Annotated in this window: 19 protein-coding genes; 10 read left to right on the top strand and 9 right to left on the bottom strand. The window is 73.2% G+C overall.

The genetic code is table 11. The features are described from left to right. Positions 1-174: SAP domain-containing protein (locus tag ACWEPF_RS26590; protein ID WP_452174538.1), on the bottom strand; the 174-nt coding region annotated here is incomplete at its 3' end. A gap of 45 nt (positions 175-219) precedes the next feature. Further along, complete coding sequence (locus ACWEPF_RS26595) at positions 220-1314, bottom strand: hypothetical protein (protein WP_452174492.1); 1095 nt, start codon at positions 1312-1314, stop codon at positions 220-222. Between the two features lie 480 nt (positions 1315-1794). Between ACWEPF_RS26595 and ACWEPF_RS26600 the strand changes: the two genes are divergently transcribed. After that, positions 1795-2220: a DUF5958 family protein gene (locus ACWEPF_RS26600; protein ID WP_452174493.1), complete on the top strand. Its 426-nt coding sequence runs from the start codon at positions 1795-1797 to the stop codon at positions 2218-2220. Here ACWEPF_RS26600 and ACWEPF_RS26605 read toward each other — a convergent pair. Next, the gene (locus ACWEPF_RS26605; protein WP_452174494.1) at positions 2181-2978 is read right to left on the bottom strand and encodes a hypothetical protein; all 798 of its coding nucleotides are present in this window, start codon (positions 2976-2978) and stop codon (positions 2181-2183) included. The two genes, ACWEPF_RS26600 and ACWEPF_RS26605, sit on opposite strands and share 40 nt — an antisense overlap. Before the next feature lie 236 nt (positions 2979-3214). Between ACWEPF_RS26605 and ACWEPF_RS26610 the strand changes: the two genes are divergently transcribed. Next, complete coding sequence (locus tag ACWEPF_RS26610; protein ID WP_452174495.1) at positions 3215-4084, top strand: DMT family transporter; 870 nt, start codon at positions 3215-3217, stop codon at positions 4082-4084. A 35-nt stretch (positions 4085-4119) separates the two neighbouring features. Here ACWEPF_RS26610 and ACWEPF_RS26615 read toward each other — a convergent pair whose 3' ends face one another. Then, a complete protein-coding gene (locus ACWEPF_RS26615; protein WP_452174496.1) occupies positions 4120-4473 on the bottom strand; it encodes a VOC family protein in 354 nt (117 codons plus the stop codon). Positions 4474-4546: 73 nt separating this feature from the next. Between ACWEPF_RS26615 and ACWEPF_RS26620 the strand changes: the two genes are divergently transcribed. Then, complete coding sequence (locus tag ACWEPF_RS26620; RefSeq protein ID WP_452174497.1) at positions 4547-5167, top strand: DJ-1/PfpI family protein; 621 nt, start codon at positions 4547-4549, stop codon at positions 5165-5167. 9 nt (positions 5168-5176) lie between these two features. Here the strand turns inward: ACWEPF_RS26620 and ACWEPF_RS26625 are convergent, their stop codons facing one another. The 3 genes from ACWEPF_RS26625 to ACWEPF_RS26635 form a co-directional block, all read right to left on the bottom strand. Then, entirely contained in the window at positions 5177-5704 is a 528-nt protein-coding gene (locus ACWEPF_RS26625) for a hypothetical protein (protein WP_452174498.1), read from the bottom strand. Next, positions 5701-6318 carry an HAD family hydrolase gene (locus ACWEPF_RS26630; RefSeq protein WP_452174499.1) on the bottom strand — a complete coding sequence of 206 codons (618 nt, stop codon included), beginning with the start codon at positions 6316-6318 and terminating at the stop codon, positions 5701-5703. Before ACWEPF_RS26630 ends, ACWEPF_RS26625 begins: the two co-directional genes overlap by 4 nt. Positions 6319-6582: 264 nt before the next feature. After that, a complete protein-coding gene (locus ACWEPF_RS26635) occupies positions 6583-7305 on the bottom strand; it encodes a siderophore-interacting protein (RefSeq protein WP_452174500.1) in 723 nt (240 codons plus the stop codon). 138 nt (positions 7306-7443) lie between these two features. Here ACWEPF_RS26635 and ACWEPF_RS26640 point away from each other — a divergent pair, with 138 nt between their 5' ends. The 7 genes from ACWEPF_RS26640 to ACWEPF_RS26670 all read left to right on the top strand — a co-directional run bounded on the left by ACWEPF_RS26640 (position 7444) and on the right by ACWEPF_RS26670 (position 15000). Then, on the top strand, positions 7444-8460 hold the full coding sequence (locus ACWEPF_RS26640) for a methyltransferase (RefSeq protein ID WP_452174501.1): 1017 nt from the start codon (positions 7444-7446) through the stop codon (positions 8458-8460). Between the two features lie 63 nt (positions 8461-8523). After that, complete coding sequence (locus ACWEPF_RS26645) at positions 8524-9474, top strand: ribokinase (protein ID WP_452174502.1); 951 nt, start codon at positions 8524-8526, stop codon at positions 9472-9474. A 95-nt stretch (positions 9475-9569) separates the two neighbouring features. Beyond that, positions 9570-10022, top strand: a complete 453-nt coding sequence (locus tag ACWEPF_RS26650) for a type II toxin-antitoxin system PemK/MazF family toxin (RefSeq protein WP_380149151.1) — start codon at positions 9570-9572, stop codon at positions 10020-10022. Between the two features lie 73 nt (positions 10023-10095). After that, positions 10096-10464, top strand: a complete 369-nt coding sequence (locus ACWEPF_RS26655; RefSeq protein ID WP_452174503.1) for a hypothetical protein — start codon at positions 10096-10098, stop codon at positions 10462-10464. A 339-nt stretch (positions 10465-10803) separates the two neighbouring features. Then, positions 10804-11784: a chitinase gene (locus tag ACWEPF_RS26660; RefSeq protein WP_345289702.1), complete on the top strand. Its 981-nt coding sequence runs from the start codon at positions 10804-10806 to the stop codon at positions 11782-11784. A 10-nt stretch (positions 11785-11794) separates the two neighbouring features. Then, positions 11795-13444, top strand: a complete 1650-nt coding sequence (locus ACWEPF_RS26665; protein ID WP_452174504.1) for a glycosyl hydrolase family 8 — start codon at positions 11795-11797, stop codon at positions 13442-13444. Between the two features lie 92 nt (positions 13445-13536). Further along, positions 13537-15000 (top strand): cellulose binding domain-containing protein, encoded by a 1464-nt coding sequence (locus ACWEPF_RS26670; protein ID WP_452174505.1) that lies wholly within the window; start codon positions 13537-13539, stop codon positions 14998-15000. A gap of 16 nt (positions 15001-15016) precedes the next feature. Here ACWEPF_RS26670 and ACWEPF_RS26675 read toward each other — a convergent pair whose 3' ends face one another. Both ACWEPF_RS26675 and ACWEPF_RS26680 read right to left on the bottom strand, forming a co-directional pair. Then, on the bottom strand, positions 15017-15523 hold the full coding sequence (locus tag ACWEPF_RS26675; RefSeq protein ID WP_380149158.1) for a hypothetical protein: 507 nt from the start codon (positions 15521-15523) through the stop codon (positions 15017-15019). Between the two features lie 138 nt (positions 15524-15661). Next, a complete protein-coding gene (locus tag ACWEPF_RS26680) occupies positions 15662-21409 on the bottom strand; it encodes a DUF5979 domain-containing protein (protein ID WP_452174506.1) in 5748 nt (1915 codons plus the stop codon). Positions 21410-21420 lie beyond the last annotated feature (11 nt).

Consider the following 21420-nt stretch of genomic DNA (forward strand, 5'->3'; position numbering starts at 1 on the left):
GGGCCGTCCGTCCAGGGCGGCGGCAAGGCGCTCGGTGAGCGCGGCCTTGCCGCCGCCGCGGGCGACGCCCATCGCCCGGGCGAGGGACGCGAGTTCGTCCAGCGTCCAGTACCAACGGCGCAGCTCGGCACCGGAGAGCGCGGTGGTGAGGTCGGGCCGGGGCGGTGCGTCCATGGCCGCGACCCTATCCGGTGCGCGGTCCGCCGCCTGCGCCGAGGATCAGAACAGGTGACCGTAGTAGGCGTCGATATTGGGCAGCTTCCGCAGGGCCTCCTTCTCCGCCACCGAACGGTTGGCGATGAGGAAGGCGATCCGCTTCTCCCGCTCCGCCTTCGGGGCCTGGCCCGCAGGCTTGAAGTTCTTCTGCTTCAGGTAGGTGCAGAAGACGGCGACGGTCGTGAGGTCGGTGCTCGCTGCGGCCTGCGGGAGCAGCGTGGCCCTGACCCCGTCCGCCCAGTGAGGGGGGAACTGCGCCTGCTTGCAGTCGGCCCCGGTCAGGCCCTTGATCCAGGCGCTGCCGATCAGCGCGGCGCTGTGGACGTTCTGACCGATCGTCAGCGTCTTCCCCGGGGTCCGGATGGTGCCCCAGGTGACGAGCGTCGGCATCAGCGAGGCCACCCATCCGGAGTGGCAGGTCGGGGCTCCCCAGGCCACCTTCGCGAACGCCTCGCTCTTCGCGATCGCCTGCAGCAGCAACACGGGCGTGCTGAAATCCCCGTGCGAGACGTCCCAGGTCACCTTGCCGACCGCCTCCAGGGCGTTGTACCCGCTCTCGTGCGGATCGGGCGCCACGCCGAGGATGTCCTTCACGGCCAGGTCGGTCTTCGCCCGCTGCAGCCAGCCCTTCAAGTCGTGGTCGTCGCTGACGACGTAGAGCTTCCCCTTGGCGGAGACGAACACGCGGCGGCGGTCGCCGTCGACCGTGCCGAAGACGGGCACCTTGTCGTAGAACAGGCCCGCCTCGGTCGAGGTGAAGAGCTTGGGGTCGAAGGCCGGCTCCGGCAGGCCGAGCGCGATCGCGGTCAGACAGGCCACGCCGACGGCCTTCAACCCGGGGCTCGCCAGGGCGGCCAGCGGCTGCTGGGACGCGAGGAACTGCGGCACGGCCAGGTCGAGTTCGGGGAAGGCCACCAGCAGGGCGGCCCGGAAGTGGTCCAGCTCGTCGTGGAGGCGGAGGGCCGTCAGCAGCCGCTCGTAGTGCGGCCCCTGCGCCATGAGCTCGAGCTCCTCGGCGAGCAGGGCGGCGTCGGGCGCACCCGCGGTGAACCAGCCGAGCAGGTACGGGTACGGGGCGGGCGGGGTGTGGGTGCTCATCATGTCCCTTCCGGACGAACGCGCCGACGGTGATCCCTGCGGCCCGCACCGAGCGGCTCCGGCGTCCGGTGGTCGGTGGTCGGGGCAGCCGTGCGCGGCGTGGCGGTGTGAGGGACAGGCCCCCTCACCACCACGCGCGTCTACGGCAACCCGCCCCCCGGCACGTCGTCGTTCCCCCGCTGCGGACCCCGTCCGCAGGCCCGACCGGCACGCGACCGGAACGGGGACACCCGTCCCTCGCCCGGTCACTCGGTCGTCATCGGCTCACTGCTCGGTGCAGCCGCCCACCACCGTACGACCCACGGCCGGGGCACGCGGCCGTAATCCGAACACTGGTCGCGGAGGACGGGCCCACTCCCGAGGCCCCGCGCGACAAGTCGATTGCGGCCGCCGCCGCGGCGCACGTACCGTCCGGGTCCCGGAGGGCGGAGTGACGGGGCTCCGTCGGAGTGTGCGGGCGAAGACGTGGAGGTGGGTGGGATGGACGAACGCTCGGTCATGGTGAACGAGTTGGCGCAGGGGGCTCGGACGCAGGAGGAGGGCGTCGGGTGGTTCGGGGCGATGGCGGGGCCCGAGCAGGTGGGGGTGTTGCGGCTGCTGACGGAGTACTGCCTGCAGGCGCGCGCGGTCACCGAGGACGGGCCGGAGAGCATCCGCAGGGCGGGGATCAAACCCACCCACACGCCCGCGGTGCTGGTGGTGCGGGGGCGCCTGCCGGAGCAGTTGGCGAAGATCGTCGGGCTGCCGCAGGACGAACGGGTCAAGTCCTTCCGGCTGTTGGTGGCGCTGCTGGCCGTGGCCGACGAGCGGCGGCGGGCGCTGTACTGCGTGGGCGGCTGCTCGCACGACTGGCACCATCTGGTGCCTCAGAGCGGGAGCACCGGCCGGGTGGAGGTGTCCTCGTAGAAGGCGTCGCCGTCGGGGTTGTGCAGCCAGGCGGCGTAGTCGGGGTTGCGGTGGGAGGTGGCGAGGGGGAGCCAGGCGAGGAGGGTGCCGTAGCCGCCGCAGGTGGCTTCGCCGCCGTCGCCGCCGTACACCGAGGCGGGGTCGGTGGTGAGTTCGGTGCGGTAGGGGTCGTAGGCGATGTGCAGACCGAGGGCGTTGGGGCGGTGCTGGGGGCCGTCGGGGGAGTGGTACGGGATGCGGTCGAGGGGGCAGGTGTCGCCCCAGCGGAAGAGGGTGCGGGCACCGGCGCCGCAGGCGTGCTCCCACTCGTCGGGGGTCGGGAGCCGCAGGCCGCGGGCGGCCAGGACCTCGCCGGCGCCCTCCGGCTCCTCGCCGAACTCCTCGTCCTCGACGGCCATCAGCACGGTCGGGACGGTCACCCGCCGGTACGGGCTGAGCATGTGGGCGAGGTGGCCCCGCAGGTCGTCCGCGTGGCCGAAGCCCTGGTCCACGCTGGCCTGGTAGTCCTCCTCCTGCCCCGGCGCGGGCTGCCACGCGTCGAGGGCCAGGCCGAGGGTGACCTCGCCGCCGGGGACGAGGGCGAAGGCCTGGTCGGCGCGTTCCATCAGCGCGCGGTGGAAGGGGCGGCCGAGGTGGTGGACGGTCTCCACGGAGACCAGGTGACTGCCGGTCAGGGCGGCGGCCTCGCGGGCGGTGCGCAGGGCGGTGGGCAGGTCGAAGGACCGCCACTCCTCGAAGGTGAGGTCGGTGAGGGGCATGACCGGAAGTCTGGCAGCGGGCGGTGACAGCGAGGCCGGGCGGTGGGGCGGGCCGTGTACGGTGTGGCCCATGCGTTCCCGGATCCTGCCGCCGCCCGTCCGCTAGCGGGCGGCTGACTCCCTGACAGGTGCCGGACGGCCGTGGAAGGCCGTCGGGCCGGTGAGTGGCGCCCGCACGGGGTGGACCTGATCCGGCCGGGCCGAGCCCGGCGCCTCTTCCGTGGAGAACGAACGCCATGACCACGCATGCCGCCACCGTGCCGTACCGGCACGGTGTGCTGTCCATTTCCGCCGCCGCCGCCGCCTGGGGCGCGGGCGGGGCCGTCGCGGCCCTGCTGATGAACACCGCCGGACTCGGCCCCGTCGCCGTCTGCGCCTGGCGGTTCGCCGTCGCGGCCGGCTGCCTGCTGCTGCTCCCCGCCCGGGAGAGGTCCGGCGGCTGGCGGGCCGCCGTGCTCACCGGGATCGGGCTGATGCTGGGTCAGTGCGCCTACTTCGCCTCGGTCCGGTACGCGGGCCTGGGGCTGGGCACCCTGATCACCATCGGCGCCGGACCCGTGTTCACCAGCCTCGGCGCCCACCTGCTGCTCGGCGAACGCCTCACCCGCCGGGCGCTGGCCGCCAACGGGCTGGCGCTCGGCGGGCTGGTGCTGCTCACCGCCGCCCCGGCGGCGGGGCCGCGCCCGCTGCTCGGCGTCGGGCTCGCGGTGCTGTCCGGTGCCGCGCACAGCGGACTCACCCTCTGGGCCCGGGGCGGCGGCACCGCCCGTGCCTCGGCGGGGGCGTTCGGGACGGGGCTGGCCTGTCTGCTGCCGGTGGCGCTGCTGCTGGAAGGCGGTGTGCTGCCGAGCGCGGGGCAGCCGGCGCCGACGGCCGCCGCACTCCTCTTCCTGGGGACCGTCCCGACCCTGATCGCCTACCGCTGGTACTTCGCGGGCCTCGCCACCGTCCCGGGCGCGACCGCCGCCGTCCTGGTCCTGCTCGAACCGGCCACCGCCGCGCTCCTCGGCATCGCCTGCTTCGGCGAGCCGCTCACCTGGACGGTGGCGGCCGGCTCGGCCCTGCTGCTCACTGCCGTCGTCGCCCTGACGCGCCGCCAGGAATGAGGGCAGGCCGTGGACGGTGTCCGTCGCCGCAGGCGTCAGGCGGGCTGCCAGAGTTCGATGCGGTTGCCCTCGGGGTCGGTGACCCAGCCGAAGTGGCCGACGCCGTCCATGGACTGGGTCTCCTCGGAGACGTCGTCGCCCTTGGCACGGAGCTGGGCGAGCATCGCCTCCAGGTCGCGGACCCGGAAGTTGAGCATGGTCTGCTGGGAGCGGGAGCCGAAGTACTCGGTGTCGGCCTCGAAGGGGGCGAAGACGGTGGGGCCGGGCTGCTGCTGCCAGAGGCCGTGCTCGTCGGAGTCCAGGCCGAGGTGGTCGCGGTACCAGGCGCTGAGGCCGGCGGGGTCGTTGGCGCGCAGGAAGTACCCGCCGATGCCAAGCACACGTTCCATGCGTCCCATCCTGCCAGTGCCCGGACCGCAGGGGTGGGAGGCCACGGAGGTCGCGGTGTCTATGCTGCACGGCATGGACATCGTGATCCCGCTCTTCGAGGACTTCGAACCGCTCGACGCCGTCGGACCGTACGAGATCCTGGCGTACGTGCCAGGGGCGACCGTGCGCTTCGTCACGGCCGAACCGGGCCTGGTGAAGGACGTGTTGGGATCGATGCCGGTGCACGTGCCGACCGCGTACGGGGAGGTCGAGCGGTGCGACGTGCTGCTGGTGCCGGGTGGTGGGAGCTTCCTGCGGATGGCGGCCGACCAGGAGTTCCTGGGGTGGGTGCGGCGGATGCACGAGGGCAGCCTCTTCACCACCTCGGTCTGCACCGGTTCGCTGGTGCTCGGCGCGGTGGGCCTGCTGGACGGACTGACGGCCACCACGCACTGGGCGGCGGTGGCCGACCTGGAGGCGTACGGTGCGACCTACACCGCCGAGCGGGTGGTCCGCCAGGGCCGGGTGATCACCTCGGCGGGGGTGTCCTCGGGGATCGACATGGCGGTGCAGCTGGCGGCGCTGCTGACCGACGAGGTGACCGCGCAGGCGATCCAGCTCTACACCGAGTACGACCCCCAACCCCCGTACGACTCCGGCTCGGTGGCGAAGGCCACCCCGGAGGTGGTGGCCCGCGCCCGCGCCCTCGGGTAGCCGAGCTCGTCAGCGGTCGGCGCGGCAGGAGACGTTCCACTCCGTGGGGAGCGGCGTCTCACAGAGGGCGCAGAAGAACTCGCCCTCGCGGACGACGTTGAGCTCGCGGCAGGCGGGGCAGCGGCGGAAGACGAACGCGTGGGTGAAGTCCGGCGGGTGGGCGATCCCGGCGCGGTCGAGGGCGGCGGTCAGGGGCGGCCAGGCGGTGGCGGGGTCCGGGCAGTAGCCGGTGGACTGGTTGGTCACCTCCTCGACCGCCCAACTGCCCTCCGGCCGACGGGCGAAGGTGATCTCGCCGGCGCAGAGCACGGGGGCACCGCCCGCGCAGACCACGTGCTCGCTGCGGCGGGCGGCCAGGCGGAGCCGGCCGGCCAGGTCGACGACGTGGGTGAAGGGCTCGGCGAGCTCGGCGGCGGGGCGGGAGGCGAGCCAGGTGTCGAGGTCGGCCGGGGAGCGTATCGCTGCTCCTTCGGCGGCAGGGTGGAGGAGGCGGAGCAGCTCGGGCGGGCCGACGTAGGGGAGGGGGTGGGTGGTCATCCGAGGAGGAGCGGGGCGAGGGCGGTGCGGAGGCCGTCGGGGGTCGTGTAGTGGTGGCCCGTCATGCCGAGGGCGATCGCGGCGGTGACGTTCTTGGGGCTGTCGTCGATGAAGAGACAGCGGTCGGGGGTGGCGCCGGCCCGGGCGGCGGCGTGGTGGTAGATGGCGGGTTCGGGCTTGGCGGTGCCGAAGGTGGCGCTGTTGACCACGTGGTGGGCGAGGTCGGTGAGACCGAGGTCGGCGAGGCCCTGGTCGGTCCAGGTGGTGCCGTTGGTCACCAGGACCAGGGGACGGTGGAGGCGGACCTCGCGGAGCAGGGCCACCACGGCCGCGTCGGCGTGGACGGGCGTGGTGGTGAAGGCGGTGGCGAGGGCGCGGGCCGTCGGTGCGGCGGTGTGGGGCGCGAGGGCCTGGGCGATGAGGTCGGCCCACTCGGCTTTGGTGAGGCGGCCGAGGATGAGGGGTTGGGCGAGGTCGGGGGAGAAGGCGGCGGCGTAGGTGCTGCCCTCCGGGAGGCCTGCCGCGCGTTCGAGGGCGACGACCTCGGTCTGGTCGAAGTGGCGGATCACGCCGTCGAAGTCGCAGAGGACGGCGTCGAAGGGGGATGAGGTCACCCGGTCTGGATATCACGGCGGGGGAGGACGGGGGTATGGCACGTCATCAGGGCGCGGGGTAGGCGGTCATACCGGGGGCGCGGGGCTCTGGTGATCTGCGGCTCCGCCGCGTGGGCGCGCATCGGAAGGACGAGACCCGTGTGCCGGGTGCGGAGGTTCACGTGCAAGTGGTTCTCCGTACCCGGCACTTGGGTCGCCGTCTTCCGATTCGCGCAGTTCCTCGCGCCCCTGGTCGCCGTAGGTGGGGTCAGCAGGAGGGTCCGGTCACGGGCGCCAGTAGCCCTGGGCGTGGAGGCGGGGTTTGGGGAGGGTGAGTTCCTTGCGGGCGAAGGTGGCGAGGGTGCGGGTGGTGGTGGTGTCGCAGGCGATCCAGAGGTAGGCGTCGGTGGGGTCGCCGAGCAGGGTGGGGAGGGTGCGGCGGACCTCGGTGGCGAGGGCCGCGCCGGCGTCCTCGCGGGGGACGTGGCGGACCTCGTGGTGGTCCGGGCGGGTGCGGAGGGGGAGGCTGCGGTCGGAAGGGTGCTGGGTCTCCAGCCAGATGGTGGCGGGGGTGTCGGGCAGTGCGGTGAGGAGGGAGCCGAGGGCGGGGGCGGAGGCGGCGTCGCCGATCAGGAAGAGGTGACGGGGCGCCGGGTCGGGGAGGGTGAAGGCGGAGCCCTGGAGGGTGGCGTGGACGGTGTCGCCGGGGGCGGCGCCGCGGGCCCAGTCGCTGGCGGGGCCGTCGTGGAGGGCGAACTCGATGCTGAAGGTGCCGGCCGCCGGGTCGGGGTCGACCAGGGTGTAGGCGCGCTGGTGCGGTCGGCCGGCGTTGTCGAACCAGAGGCGCACCCACATGGTGGGGTGGACGCCGGTGGCGGCGAGCATGCCGCCGTCGGTGAGGTGGAGGCGGCGGCAGTGCGGGGTGACCTGCTCCGCACCGGTCACCGTGAACGTGAAGTCCCGGCCGCGCAGCAGCTTGAGGACGACGCCTTCCCAACCGTGGCCCATGAGGGTGCTCCCTGTCTCCGATCGCTGAAGTTCGGTTAGCCTAACCTAACTCAAGCGAGGTTGGTCTGTCCGGGCCACAGGAGCGGATCCCTTGGTGCGTCCACGTCCTGACGGGGCATCGGCTGGCTAGCTTGAGGCATGCACACTGCGGCCACCCCCGCCCTGGCCATGCTCCGGCTGCTCGGTGGGTTCCAGCTCTCCCAGGCGGTCTACGTCGTGGCCCGGGCCGGGCTGGCCGACCAACTCCTCGACGGAGAACGGACGGTGGCGCAGCTGGCGGCCGCCACCGGGCTCCGGGCGGATCCGCTGGCCAGGATCGTCCGGGTGCTGGCCGGCCAGGGCGTGTTCACCCTGGACGCGGCCACCGGGCTGGTCGGCCTCGGGTCGCTCGGCCGTACGTTGGTCACCGGGGCGCCGGAGTCGGTGCGCAGCATCGCGGTGATGTGGATGGAGACCCACTACCCCGCGTTCGCCGAGCTGTGGCACACGGCGGAGACGGGCGGGCCGGCCGCGGACCACCTGTTCGGGATGCCGTACTTCGCGTGGCTGGCGCAGGATCCGGAGAAGGTCGCCACCTTCACCGCGGCCATGACCGACTTCGCCCGGGCGATCCGTCAGGACGCCTTCTCGGCGGTCGAGTTGGACGGCGCCCGCACGGTGGTCGACGTCGGTGGCGCGGACGGGGCGGTGCTCGCGGCGCTGGCCCGGCGGTACCCGCGCCTGCGGGGCACCGTCTTCGACCTGCCGCACGTGGTGGCGGCCGCACCGCCGCTGCTCCGGGCCGCCGGGGTGGACGACCGGATCACGGCGGTGGGTGGTGACTTCTTCGTCGGGGTGCCGTCCGCGGACTGCTACGTGGCGGGCTTCATCCTGCACGACTGGTCCGACGGGGAGGCCGCGCGGATCCTCTCCCGGGTGCACGAGGCGGCCGCCGTGCCGCACGCCCGGCTGGTGCTGGTGGAGACGGTGCTCGACCGGGGCGAGGCCCCCGAGGTGGCCGCGCTGCTGGACCTCACCATGCTCGGGATGCTGACGGGCCGTGAACGTTCCGGCGAGGAGTGGCGGGTGCTGCTGGAGGGGGCGGGCTTCCGGCTGGACCGGATCCGGGAGACCGGCGGGCCGATGTGCGTGATCGAGGCCACCCGGGTGCCGTGAAGGGCGCCGCTCCGTGGACGATGGAGGGCGGGGAAGCAGCGCAGGGACACCGGGAGGACGGACATGCCGGCGAAGCTCGTCGTGGTCGGAAGCGTGAACGTGGACCTCGCGGTGCGGGTGCCGCACCTGCCCCGGCCGGGGGAGACCGTCACGGGTGGCGGGCTGGAGGAGAGCGCCGGCGGCAAGGGTGCCAACCAGGCGGTGGCCGCCGCGCGGCTCGGGGCGACCACGGTGCTGATCGCCCGGGTGGGGGACGACGCGTTCGGCCGCCGCGCGCGGGAGGGGCTGGCGGCGGCCGGGGTCGGGGTCGCGGCGGTGACGGCGGCGGCGACCGCCACCGGGACGGCGCTGATCGTGATCGACCCGGAGGGGGAGAACACCATCACCGTCTCCCCGGGCGCCAACGCGGAGTTGGACCCGGAGAGCGTGGAGGCCGAGGCCGAGGCCGGTCGGCTGGCCGGGGCGGGGGCGATGCTGCTGCAACTGGAGGTCCCGGTGGCGACCTGTCTGACGGCGGCCGGGCTGGCGAAGGCCGCAGGGGTGCCGGTGGTGCTGAACGCCGCTCCACTGCCGGGGGTGATCGGCGCCGAGTTGAGCGAACTGATCGCGATGGCGGACGTGTTGGTGGTGAACGAGGTGGAGGCGGCGGACCTGCTGGGTGGCGGAGGGGGGCTCGACCTGCTCGAACTCCCCGCGGCGCTGGGAAGGTTGGGCCCGGCGGAGGTGGTGGTGACGCTCGGGGCGAGGGGTGTGGTGCACACCGGCCCGGACGGGGGCGGTGCCCACGTCCCGGCCTTCGCGGTGGCGGCGGTGGACGCGGTCGGGGCGGGGGACGCGTTCTGTGCGGCGCTGGCGGTGGCCCGGGCCGAGGGCGTGGCCGGACTCGGCGAGGCGGTCCGCCGGGCCTGCGCGGTCGGGGCGCTGGCCACCACGGGGCGGGGCGCGCAGGCGGCGATGCCCACCCGGGCCGAGCTGGACGCCTTCCTGGCCGGGCAGGGCGGTGCCCCGAGCTGACGGGGTGACGGACGGGCCGGCGGGCGGCTGACGGGGGGACGGGCCGGGCCTCGGGAGGCTTGATCGGTGTCGGCCGGGGTGGCTAGCCTGCGGGCATGGCCGAGACCACCGAGCAGGACCAGCAGACCCCGGGCCGTTCCGGCCCGTCCGCCACCGTGGAGGTCGAGGCGCACCAGGTCGGCCGGGTGCGGACCGAGTACGCCCCGGACCACGACGGCGATCCGGACCCCGGCGAGATCGTCTGGACCTGGGTGCCGTACGAGGAGCGGGACGGCCGCGGCAAGGACCGCCCGGTCCTGGTCGTCGCGCGGGAGCCCGGCGGCACGGTGCTCACGGTGATGCTCTCCAGCAAGGGCCACGACCACGATCCCGACTGGGTGCCGATCGGCGCCGGCCCGTGGGACCGCTCGGGGCGGGACTCCTGGGTGGCGCTGGACCGGGTGATGCGGGTCCACGACGACGGGATGCGGCGGGAGGCCTGTGCCCTGGACCGGGCCCGCTTCGACCGGGTGGTCGAGGCGCTCCGGCGGCGCTACCGCTGGAGCTGACGCCGGATAATGGCCTGGTCGCGGGGCCCGTGGGCGGTGCCGGACGGGTGAGCGAGCGGGCAGGAGCGGACGGATGGGTCTGACGGCGGGTCAGCGGGTGCGGCTGGTGGCGGACCTCGGGATCGGCGAGGCGGTGTCCGGCGAGGCCCTGGTCGGCTTCCTCTCCCTGGGGGTCGGGGCCGAGGGCACCGTCGAACGGGTCGACGGCGAGCTCCCCGAGCCCGAGGAGGTCCGCGAGTACCGCCGCCTGAAGGACCTCTTCGACGACTACGGCCACACCATGCCGGAGGAGAGCCGCAAGCGCCTGGAGTCCCAACTCGCCGCCCTCGAACCCGAGTGGACGGCCCACCAGGCCCACGGCCCCCGGGTGACCGCCAGGATCCGCTTCGACAACGGCCTCGTCCTGGACGCCGCCCCGGAGGACCTGCTCGCCACCTTCTGAGACCGGGGCGGCGGTGGCGGAAGTCCGCCACTCGCGGGAGCGCTCTCCGGGTGGCGGTTCCGCGTCGGCCCCTCCGAGGAGTCCGAACTTCCGGCCCGGCCTGCCGTGTTCGCAGGTCAGGGCCGGTTCTGACGGTGCGTCGCACCGCTGTCGACCGACCGGTCCGGGCCGCCGTGCCGGGCCCCGGGGGGCGGTCTCGCCCGATAACCGATGGGAAACTTTCCTAACTAAGGTCCTTGACTGCCGGTGGTCAGCTGGACATCCTGAACACCGCGTCGCCGGTGGCCACCTGTGTCCGCACGTTCTGCCTCCCCCCTTCGATCAGAGAATCGAGTAGACGTGCAACGAATCAAGCGCGCCCTGATGGCCGCTTCCCTGGCGTTGACCGCGCCGCTGCTGGTCCCGAGTGCCACCGCCGGAGCGGCCGCCGCTCCGGCCGGGATGGCCGCCGCTCCGTACGAGTACCTGGGCTGGGGCAGCCCGCAGAAGCCGACCGACGTCATGGCGGCCACCGGGGTGAAGTGGTTCACCCTGGCGTTCATCCTGTCCGACGGGGGGTGCAACCCCAAGTGGGACGGGAGCCGGGCGCTGAAGGGCGGTTCGGACGAGGCCGCGATCAAGTCGATCCGGGCGGCCGGCGGGGACGTGGTGGTCTCGGTCGGCGGCTGGAGCGGCAACAAGCTGGGCGAGAAGTGCACCAGCGCGTCGGCGCTGGCCGGGGCGTACCAGAAGGTCATCGACGCCTACCAGTTGAAGGCCTTCGACATCGACATCGAGGACACCGAGTTCTCCAACGCGACGGTCCGTCAGCGGGTGGTCGACGCCCTGAAGATCGTCAAGACCAAGAACCCCGGGATCGTCACCTACGTGACCATGGGCACCACGCCGAGCGGTCCGGACGCCACCGGCAAGGACCTGATCAAGCGGGGCGCCGCGGCCGGGCTGGCCAACGACGGCTGGATCATCATGCCGTTCGACTTCGGCGGGCACAGCGGGACCATGGGCCAGGCCAGCGTCAGCGCCCTGGAGGGGCTGAAGTCGGCGGTGAAGAGCGCCTACGGCTACAGCGACGACGCCGCGTACCGGCACATCGGGGTCTCCTCGATGAACGGCATCACCGACGAGCCGGGGGAGACCGTCACCCTGGCCGACTTCAAGACCATCCTGGCCTACGCCCAGCAGCACCACCTGGCGCGCTTCGCCTTCTGGTCCGTCAACCGCGACCGCGCCTGCGGCTCCGGGTCGGACGCCGACGCCTGCAGCGGGATCGCGCAGTCGCCGTACGCGTTCACCAAGATCGTCGTCCAGTACAAGGGCTGAGGAGAGACCGATGAGTGAGATCCGCAGAACGGCAGCCCTCACCCTGGCCGGGGCCGGCCTGGTGGCCGGGATCGTCGCGGTGCCGCAGACGGCTTCGGCCGCCGCCACCCGCTACGAGGCGGAGAGCGCCGCGCTCTCCCAGGGCGTGGTGGAGGCCAACCACGCCAACTACTCCGGCACCGGGTTCGTCAACGGCGACAACGTGAGCGGCAGTTGGGTGGAGTTCACGGTGAACGCGGCCGCCGCGGGCACCGCCAGCCTCACCGTGCGCTACTCCAACGGGACCACCACCGCCCGCCCGGCGGACGTGGCGCTGAACGGCACCGTGGTCTCGGCCGCCCGCGCGTTCAACTCGACCACCAACTGGGACACCTGGGCGAACTCCACGCTGTCGGTGCAGCTGGTGGCCGGCGCCAACAAGGTCCGGCTCACCGCCACCTCCGCCAACGGTCTGGCCAACCTGGACTACCTGGACGTCGACCAGCAGTCCACCCCGCCCGGGGGCGGCGGTCCGGCCGTCCCGTTCGGCAGCCACCAGTTCGCCTACGCGGCGGGCACCCTGAAGCCCACCGGGGCGCAGGGCACCCTGGACCAGCAGGTGATCGACAAGTACAACGCCTGGAAGTCCGCCTTCCTCAAGCAGAACTGCGGCAACGGCTGGTACCAGGTGATCTCGCCGGACGCCGACCACCCGTACGTGGCAGAGGCCCAGGGCTACGGCCTGGTCGTCACGGCGCTGATGGCGGGCGCCGACGCGAACGCCAGGACCGCCTTCGACGGGCTGCTGAAGTTCGTGCTGGCGCACCCCTCGGTGAACAACAAGGACCTGCTGGCGGCCGAACAGGACGTCAACTGCAAGTCCGTGAACGGCTCCGACTCCGCCACCGACGGCGACATGGACGTCGCCTACGGGCTGCTGCTCGCCGACAAGCAGTGGGGCAGCACCGGGACGTACAACTACAAGGACCTGGCGGTCAAGCACATCAACGCCATCAAGGCGAGCGAGGTGAACCCCACCACCAAGCTGCTGCTGCTCGGCGACTGGTCGAGCTCGGGTGACCAGTACTACTACATCTCGCGCTCCTCGGACTGGATGATCGACCACTTCCGGGCCTTCCGGAAGGCCACCGGGGACGCGAGCTGGGACACCATCCGGACCGCGCACCAGAACCTGATCACCTCGCAGCAGACCAAGTACGCCGCCTCCACCGGCCTGCTGGCCGACTTCGTGGTGAACACCAACACCACCCCGAAGCCGGCCCCCGGCGAGGTGCTGGAGAGCGCCAACGACGGTGACTTCGGCTGGAACGCCTGCCGCGACCCGTGGCGGATCGGCGCGGACGCCGTCACCAGCGGTGACTCCGCCTCGCTGGCCTCGGCGCGGAAGATCAACAGCTGGATCAAGTCGAAGACCGGCGGCAACGCCAACGCGATCGTCACCGGCTACAAGCTCAACGGCACCGCCTTCGACTCCGGCAACGACATGGCCTTCACCGCCCCGTTCGCGGTGGCGGCGATGACCGACCCGGGCTCGCAGGCCTGGCTGGACGCGCTCTGGGCCAAGATGGTCGCCACCCAGATCACCCCGTCCGTCTACTACGGCGGCAGCGTGCAGCTCCAGACGATGATCGTCGCCTCCGGCAACTACTGGGTGCCGTAAGCGATCCCGCACCACCGGAAGGCCGGGGCCGCCCCAACGGCTCCGGTCTTCCGGCCCGTCCAGCCTCCTCCCCCACACAGGAGTCCGACCCCATGCGCAGATCACTCCTTCCCGCCCTGGTCACTGCGGCACTCGCCGTCGGTGCCGGGCTGACCACCCTGCCCGCCCACGCGGCGGCGCCGCGGCTGACCGCGGCCTTCGCCAAGACCTCGTCCTGGAACAGCGGTTACGGCGCGCAGTTCACCATCGCCAACTCCGGCGACGCCGCCGCCACCGGCTGGAAGGTGGAGTTCGACCTCCCGGCCGGCACCACCGTCTCCAACAGCTGGAACTCCACCCGCTCCCAGACCGGGCAGCACTACACCTTCGTCAACGCGGGCTTCAACGGGACGGTGGCGGTCGGCGCCACCCAGAGCTTCGGCTTCAACGTCGGCGGCGGCCTCGGCGAGCCGCTCAACTGCACCGTCAACGGGCAGTCCTGCCAGGGGACGTCCACACCGACCCCCACTCCCACCCCTACCCCCACCCCCACGTCGAGCCCGAGCCCCAGTCCGACCCCGACCCCGACGCCGACCTCCACCGGCCCCGTGGTGGAGGTGTCGACCGCCGCCCAGCTGACCGCCGCGCTGGCGGCCGCCGCCCCCGGGCGGACCATCCGGCTGGCTCCGGGGGAGTACCACGGCGCCTTCCTCGCCCAGCGCCCCGGCACCGCCGCCGCCCCGATCACCCTCACCGGCCCGCGCACCGCCGTGCTGGTGAACGACGGCCCGGCCGGTGACGCGCCGGACTGCCCGGTGCCGACGGCCGGCTGGGACCCGGGGTACGGGCTCTGGCTGTACGGGGCGCCGTACTGGAACCTCAACGGGTTCACCGTGAAGGACGCCAAGAAGGGCGTGGTGCTGGACGCCTCGCCGCACGTGACGATCGACGGGCTGTACGTGCACCACACCGAGGACGAGGGCGTGCACTTCCGCCGCTCCTCCGCCGACGGGGCGATCCGCAACTCGGTCGTCGAGTACACCGGCCTGGTCCAGCCCGGCTACGGGGAGGGGGTCTACCTCGGCTCGGCGGGCTCCAACTGGGGGTGCCACGGCAACACCGACGGGGTCGACCGCTCGGACCGGGTGCTGGTGGAGAACAACCGGATCGGCCCGTACGTGGCGGCCGAGGCGATCGACGTCAAGGAGGGCACCTCGGGCGGGGTGATCCGGGGCAACACCTTCGACGGACGGGGCGTCAGCGGGCAGAACTCCGCCGACTCCTGGCTGGACGTCAAGGGTTTCGACTACCTGATCGAGGGGAACACCGGCAGCTTCGCCGCCCCCGGCACCTTCGCCAACGGCTACGAGACCCACAACCCGGCCACCACCCCCGCCTTCCCGAACGGCTGCGGCAACACCTGGCGCGACAACCGCTCCGACCTCGGGGGCGTCGGCGGCTACGCGATCAAGATCACCTCGGTCTCGGCCTGCACCGCGAGGCCGAACCGGGTGTACGCCTCCAACACCGTCACCAACGCGGTCTCCGGGCTCACCAACGTCCCCGTGACGCCCTGAGCGGAGCCCGCACCGGTCAGAGGTCCACGTCCAGCCCGGTGGGCCGGGGGCGGACCAGCGACCAGACCGAGGGGCTGAGGTCGCGCTCGTCGCGGATGTGACCGTACATCCTGCCGAGGTCCTTCTCGGTCTCCGGGCCGAGCTCCACCCGATAGGCGCCCGGCGCGAGGTCGGGGAACTCGGCCCGGACCAGGCCGTGGCCGAGCATGCCGGTCTCGAACTCGAACTCGCTGACGCCGATCCAGCCGGGCACCCCGGCCGCCCGCAGGCGCAGCGAACCGGTGACGGTGGCCTCCGGGTCCCCGTGGTACTCCCACGGGGACCAGTACTGGGCCACCACGTGCCAGGTGGCGACCAGGCCGGGGCGGCCGTTGTCGAAGACGGCCCGCGCCACCACCAGCCGGTGTCGCAGCCGGGACCAGCCGCTCCGGCCCTCGTCGGTGAACTGGTCGGCCTCGAGGGCGGAGTCGATCCGGACCACGCTGGGGACAGCGTGGTGACCGGTGCCGGGTGGGACGGACACGGAGGCCTGCTTCGGGTGGGGTGCGGGTCGGAGTTCGTGCAAGTTCCGTGCAGGTTAACAGGGTTCGCACACGCTCACGGCCGGTTCGCTTGCGGCGAACCGGCCGTGAGGGTGCGTCACCCGGGAGTCACCCGGCGGTCACCACCGTCGTGCGGCGTACCGGGCGGCCAGGCCGAGCAGCAGCAGGGCGAGCGATCCGGCCGCCCACGGTCCCGGCACGCTGCCGGTGATCGGCAGCGGCGGGGGCGGCGGCTCGGTGGTGTCGAAGCGGTTGGTCACCTCGAGCGAGGCCGGGTCGGTGGTCAGGAGCAGGGCCCGCTCGGCGGAGTCGTGCTCGACGGTCACCTCGGCGGCCCCGTTCCGGTCCGGCTCGCCGAGCCAGCAGCGGGCCCCGGCCGGGAGCGGGTCGGGCAGGTCGTCCACCGGGCGGACGGCGTCCGGGCGGAGCTGGTAGCGCCGCCGGTCCGCCAGCACGACCGGGGCGGTCCCGGGCGCGGTGGTCAGGGTGCAGCTGAGCTCGACGGTGAACTCCCGGTCGGCCGCGGCGGCCGCCCCGGTCCCGGTGGTCCGCTTGAGCAGGGCCAGTGCGGCCGGCCGGTACTCGTTGGCGGCGGTGACGGTCAGGTCGGGGGCCTCGGCGGTGACCACGGCCGCGTGCTGCTCGTCGGGGTGGGAGACCGTCACCGCGCTCGCGCCGCTCGGCAGTTCGGCGGCCCAGCAGCGGGTGCCGGTGAGCAGCAGCTCCGGCAGGGTGACGGACCGGCCGGCCCGTACGGTGACGGTGCGGTCGAGCACCTCCTTGCCGTCCCGGCGGCAGATCACCCGCAGCTGGAACTCGGCCTCCCGCAGGTAGCCGGCCCCGGCCAGCGGACCGGTGAGCTCCTTGGCGAGGGTCAGGCGCCCGGCGTGGAAGGTGTTGGTGAGCTCGGCGGTGGACAGGTCGGTGAGGCCCTCCTTGACCTCGACCCGGCGGACCGGCTCGGCCGGCACGTCCGCGCCGCCGCTCGCGGTCTCGGTGACGGTGCACAGCGCGCCGACCGGCAGGCCGTCCAGACGCCCCGTCAGGTGGTCGGGCCCGGTGAGCTCCAGCTCGCGGGTGAGCACCGCGGCCCGCCCGTTGAAGTCGCAGACCACCTCGAAGCGGAACGGACCGGTGGCCAGCGGGCTGCCGGTGCCGGCCAGCTTCTTGGTGACCTGGAGCGAGCCGACCGCGAACTCGTTGGTGACGATCACCGTGGCGCGGTCGCCGAAGGAGGCGGGCGTCGGCCCGGAGACCGGGGTGACCACCTCCACGATGCCGGAGCTGACGACCTGGTAGGAGACCCGGGTGGCACCGCCGTCGTCGGTCTCGGTGACCTCGCACCGGCTGCCCTGGGGCAGGCCGGTCACGGCCTGGGAGCCGTCCTGGTCGAAGACCAGCTGCTGCGGGAAGCCGGGCAGCCGGGTGCCGTTGAAGGAGCAGTCCGCGGTGATCTTGAACGGGCCCTGGCCGACCGCGCCCGCGGCCTCCCCGGTGATCCGCTTGGCGATCACCAGGTCCTTGCGCGGGTAGCGGTTGGCGATCTCCTCCTGCTGCCAGGCGGTCGCGTCGGCCGCCCGGGTGACGGTGACCACGATCGCGTTGGCCTCGCCCTGGTGGTCGGTCTGCGCTCCGGCGGACTCGGTCTCCCAGAACCGGCAGACCGCGCCGACCGGCACGCCGCCCAGCTCGAAGGGCTTGTCGGGGCTGAACTCGGTCTCGCCCGACCGGACTTCGACGTTCTCCCCGCCGGCCGTGGTGAGCAGGCAGGAGTAGGCGATCCGGAACGGCCCGACCGGCACCCCGGACGGCGGGTCGACCACGTTCTTGAGGATCCGCACGTTGCCGAAGACCAGGCCGATGCCCGCCTTCGGGGGCTCGGTGACCGGCAGCCGGGTGGTGGTCCCGCCGACCCGGACGGTCTCGGTGTGGGCGAAGGAGTTCCAGGCCACCGAGGCGTAGCCGGGCACGGTCAGGTCGGCCGGGGCCCGGAACGGCAGGGTGAAGGTGACCGCGCTGCCGGGGGCCATGCCGGACGGGAACTCCACCTCGGTCTCGAAGGCGGTGGCGTGCGTGGTGTCGGCTCCCCAGGTGGCGGCCGCGCAGGCGCGCTTGGGGGTCTCGACCTTGCGGCCGCAGGGGTTCGCGGTGCCGGTGTAGGTGATGGCCGCCGTGCCGGCGCCGTCGTAGCGGACCGGGCCGGTGAGGGTCGGCACGGTGTCCCACTGGGTGCCGCGCTGTTCGTCGCCGAGCAGCACCCCGGTGTCCTTGGGCGCCGGGAAGACGTCCAGCAGCTGGAGCGAACGGGCCGGTTCGGTGCCGGTGTTCTCGATCCGGACCAGGAAGGAGAAGTCCTGCCCGGGCCGGGTCAGCGCGACGCACGGGTAGCGGGTGTAGACCGTGCCGCCGACCGTCAGCTCGGGGCAGCGCGGGTCGCCGGCCGGGACGGGCTTGCCGGTGTTGGCGTCCTGGTACCCGAGCGAGCGGTCACCGGTCACCCACTTGGCGGCGTCGAAGGAGACGCCGGAGCGGGAGGTGACCTGGGCCGAGGAGGTGCAGAAGGTGCCGGTGCCGTACCGGGGGTCGTCGGTGACGGTGCCGAGCCGGGGCGAGGACGGGTCGCAGTTGACCTTGGCGACCTTCTCCGAACCCGCGCCGAAGACGTTGGTGATGGTGGTCCCGGCCGCGACGCCGCCGTTCAGCTTCACCTGGTAGCCGAGCACCACCTCGCTGCCGGGGTAGAAGGTCCAGCCGGGGAAGCGCCAGCGCAGCTTGGTGATCCGGCCGCCCGCGTCCCGCTCGGGCTCGAACAGGACCTCGGACGGCTGGGTCCCGCCGAGCGGCACCGACACCTTCACGGTGTACGGGCGGCCCTGGTCGCCCTGGAAGGCGTCGTCGAAGCGCAGGCCGGAGGGGACCTCGTCCACCACCACCAGGTCGGGCACCGGTGCGGTGCCGGTGTTCCTGACGTGCAGGTTGAACGGGGCGACCGAGCCGGGGCTGAGCACCGTGGTGGCCGGCTCCTTCTCCACCCGGAGCAGGTTGCTGCCCTCGCGCACGCTGAGCGAGGCGGTGGAGTCCGGCACCGGGAAGGTGCCGCCGTCGGGCTGCAGCCGGCTCTCGCCGGCCGCGGTCGCGGTGTCCTCCAGCAGGTCCGGGACCGGGGTGCCGGGCGCGGAGCGCAGGCCCTCGCGCGGACGGACCGTCAGGCAGACGCTGCTGCCCGGGCAGTCCTGGTAGTTGGGCGCGGAGGTGGCGGGCAGGATGCCGTAGCCGCCGGTGGAGCTGCTGAAGGTGACCCGGAGGCCCTGGATGTCCGCCGGGTCCACCCCGGCGGGGAAGCCGGGCTTGGTGGAGGAGGTCGGGGTGCCGGTCACGAAGACCGGCGGGTTGCTCCGGCAGCCGGTGGTGCAGACGTCCACCTGCACCCGGTCGGCGCCGTTGGGGAAGGTGACCCCGGCCAGGGCGGTCACCGTCACGGCGTCGAAGAAGTCCGGGTCGGTGTCGCTGACGACCAGTCGCTTCAGGCCCAGGTTCCCGGTGTTGACGGTGGTGAGCCGGAGCGTGACGTCCTGCGGGGCGACACCGGTGACGGGGCGCAGCACGGTGCTCGGCGCCAGCGTCTTCTGCAGCGAGGCGGCCGCCTTGGCGGGCTTCACGTCGACGGCGGGGGAGCAGCTCGGATTGCCCTCCGCCTTGCCGTCGATCGTGACCGCGGCGCAGTTGTCGATCCGCCCGGAGGTGACGCCCGGGCGGAGCCGGACGGTGAGGGTGGCCCGCATGAAGCCCTTGGGCGGAATGCCGTCCGGCTCGGTGATCCGGACGCCCTTGGCCCGGGCCAGCAGCGCGCTGTCCGGCGGGACGTAGGCCACCCAGGAGCTGACGGTCGGGTCCCAGAGTTCGACGCCGATGTGCAGGGTGCGCGGGCTGCCGTCGGTGGAGACGCCGACGATCTCCAGCTGGTCGAAGGGGTTGTTCGGCGCCAGTGGGTCGGCCGGGTCGGTGACCTGGACCTTGGGCTGGGTGACGTTGCCCGAGTTGGTGTAGCCGAGGCTGAAGGTGAGGTCCTGGCCGGGCGGGACCTCCGTCCAGGAGGAGGACTTGAAGCCGTTGCCGTCGGGGTTGCGCTCCTCGACCTTGAGCACGGCGCAGTCGGTGACGGCGGCCGAGCCGGAGCCGTTGGCCGGGTTGGAGGCCGAGGCGTCGGCGCAGTCCTGCACGCCGTCCCTGGTGTCCTCGGCGGTCACCTTGGAGTTGAGCGTGCCGTTGACCGACAGCTTGGCGACCGCACCGGGCTGGATGGTGCCCTTGCCGCCCTGCTCGCCCTTGAAGGTGATGGAGATCCGCTGCGGCGGGCTGCCGGCCGGGCAGCCGGTGGAGGCGCGCACCTGGGAGGCGGGCGGGTTGGTGAGGGTGACCGGCGCCGGGGTGGAGCCGTCCCGGCAGGTGACGGTCAGCGTCGCGGTGGTGGCACCGGGCGGGAAGTCGACCTTCAGCTTGGCGGCGTCGAACTTGTCGAACTCGCTGCCGGCGGTGGCGGAGTCGGAGGGCTCGGTGACGGTGAGCTCGGAGACCGCGAAGGGCGAGGTGTTCTTGGCGTTCAGCTGGGCGGTGACGCTCGCGTTCTCGCCCCGGACGGCGGTGCCGTTCTGGGTGAAGTCGCCCCGGGCGTCCGGGAAGAAGCGCTTGTCCAGGTCGACGGTGGCGATGTTCGGCAGGATGTCGTGGTCCGAGCAGGCCGGCAGGCCGATCACGGTGAACCGGCTGCCCGCGTCCTTCACGGCCGAGTCGGCGCAGTTGCGCACGGTCTTGCGGGCCGCCGGGCTGATCTGGGCGCCGCTGGTGCGCTCGGTGCGGCGCAGCTTCACCTGCATCGGCACGGTGGCGCCGGTGCTGTCGTACGGGAGCGTGGCACCGGTGGAGTTGGTGAACTCGTAGCGCACGCCGGTGACCTGATCGGCCGTCACCCCGGCGGGCAGGGTGAGGTCCGGGCCGGGGACGGCGGTGCCGCGCACCCACTCGTTCTCCGCGCAGCGGCTGCCGGGCGGCTTGGTGCACACCAGCACGGTGACCCGGTCCGCCCCGGCGGGCATCCGGCTCACCGGGCCGACCGAGACCAGGTCGAAGTTCTCGTACAGCTCGGCGGTGTCGTCCTGGACGTCGAGGCGGCTGATCCCGTCCGGGGTGGCCGAGGTGTTGGCCGCGCCGAGGGTGACGGTGGAGACGCCGTCGCTCTGCGCCACGTCCGAGGTGGGCTGCCACTTCTTGGTGGCCTTGGCGTCCAGCATCTTCGGGACGGTCACGGTCTGGGTGACGCTGCCGACCACCTCGGTGGCGTTGTCGGCCTTCGCGGTGGCGGTGTTGGTGACGGTGTCGCCGTCCTCCAGCGGCCCGGTGGCGGGCACCTTCATCCCGACCGACACGTCCGCGGTGGTCCCGGCCGGCAGGCCGACCGAGCCGGCGGGGTTGGGCGGCGAGGCGAGCGGGCTCCTGAAGTCGATCCGCAGCCTGCGCGTCGCCGGGTCGTACGTCACCGTCTGGGTCGGCGTGGAGGGCGGCAGCGAGGTCATGTCGAACTCGGGCGGGAGGACGTCCTCCAGGTACGCGTTCACGCAGGAGACCGAGAGCGAGGAGCAGGAGAGCGTCAGCTTGTACGAGAACGCGGACCCGGGGATCAGCGGGTCCGGCGCCCCCTCCACCGCCTTGGTCAGCGACATCACCGGCCCCGCCGCGTGAGCCGGCGGCGCCCCGACGAGCGCGGCCGCCAGGCCGAGCGCCACCGCCGCGGCCGCCAACCCGCGCAGCGGCCGTCCGGCCCGGCGCCCGAAGTCCAACCCGACCATGCGCATCCCGTCGTCCGACGTCATCCGGCCTGAAT

The sequence above is a fragment of the Kitasatospora sp. NPDC004289 genome (assembly GCF_053602875.1).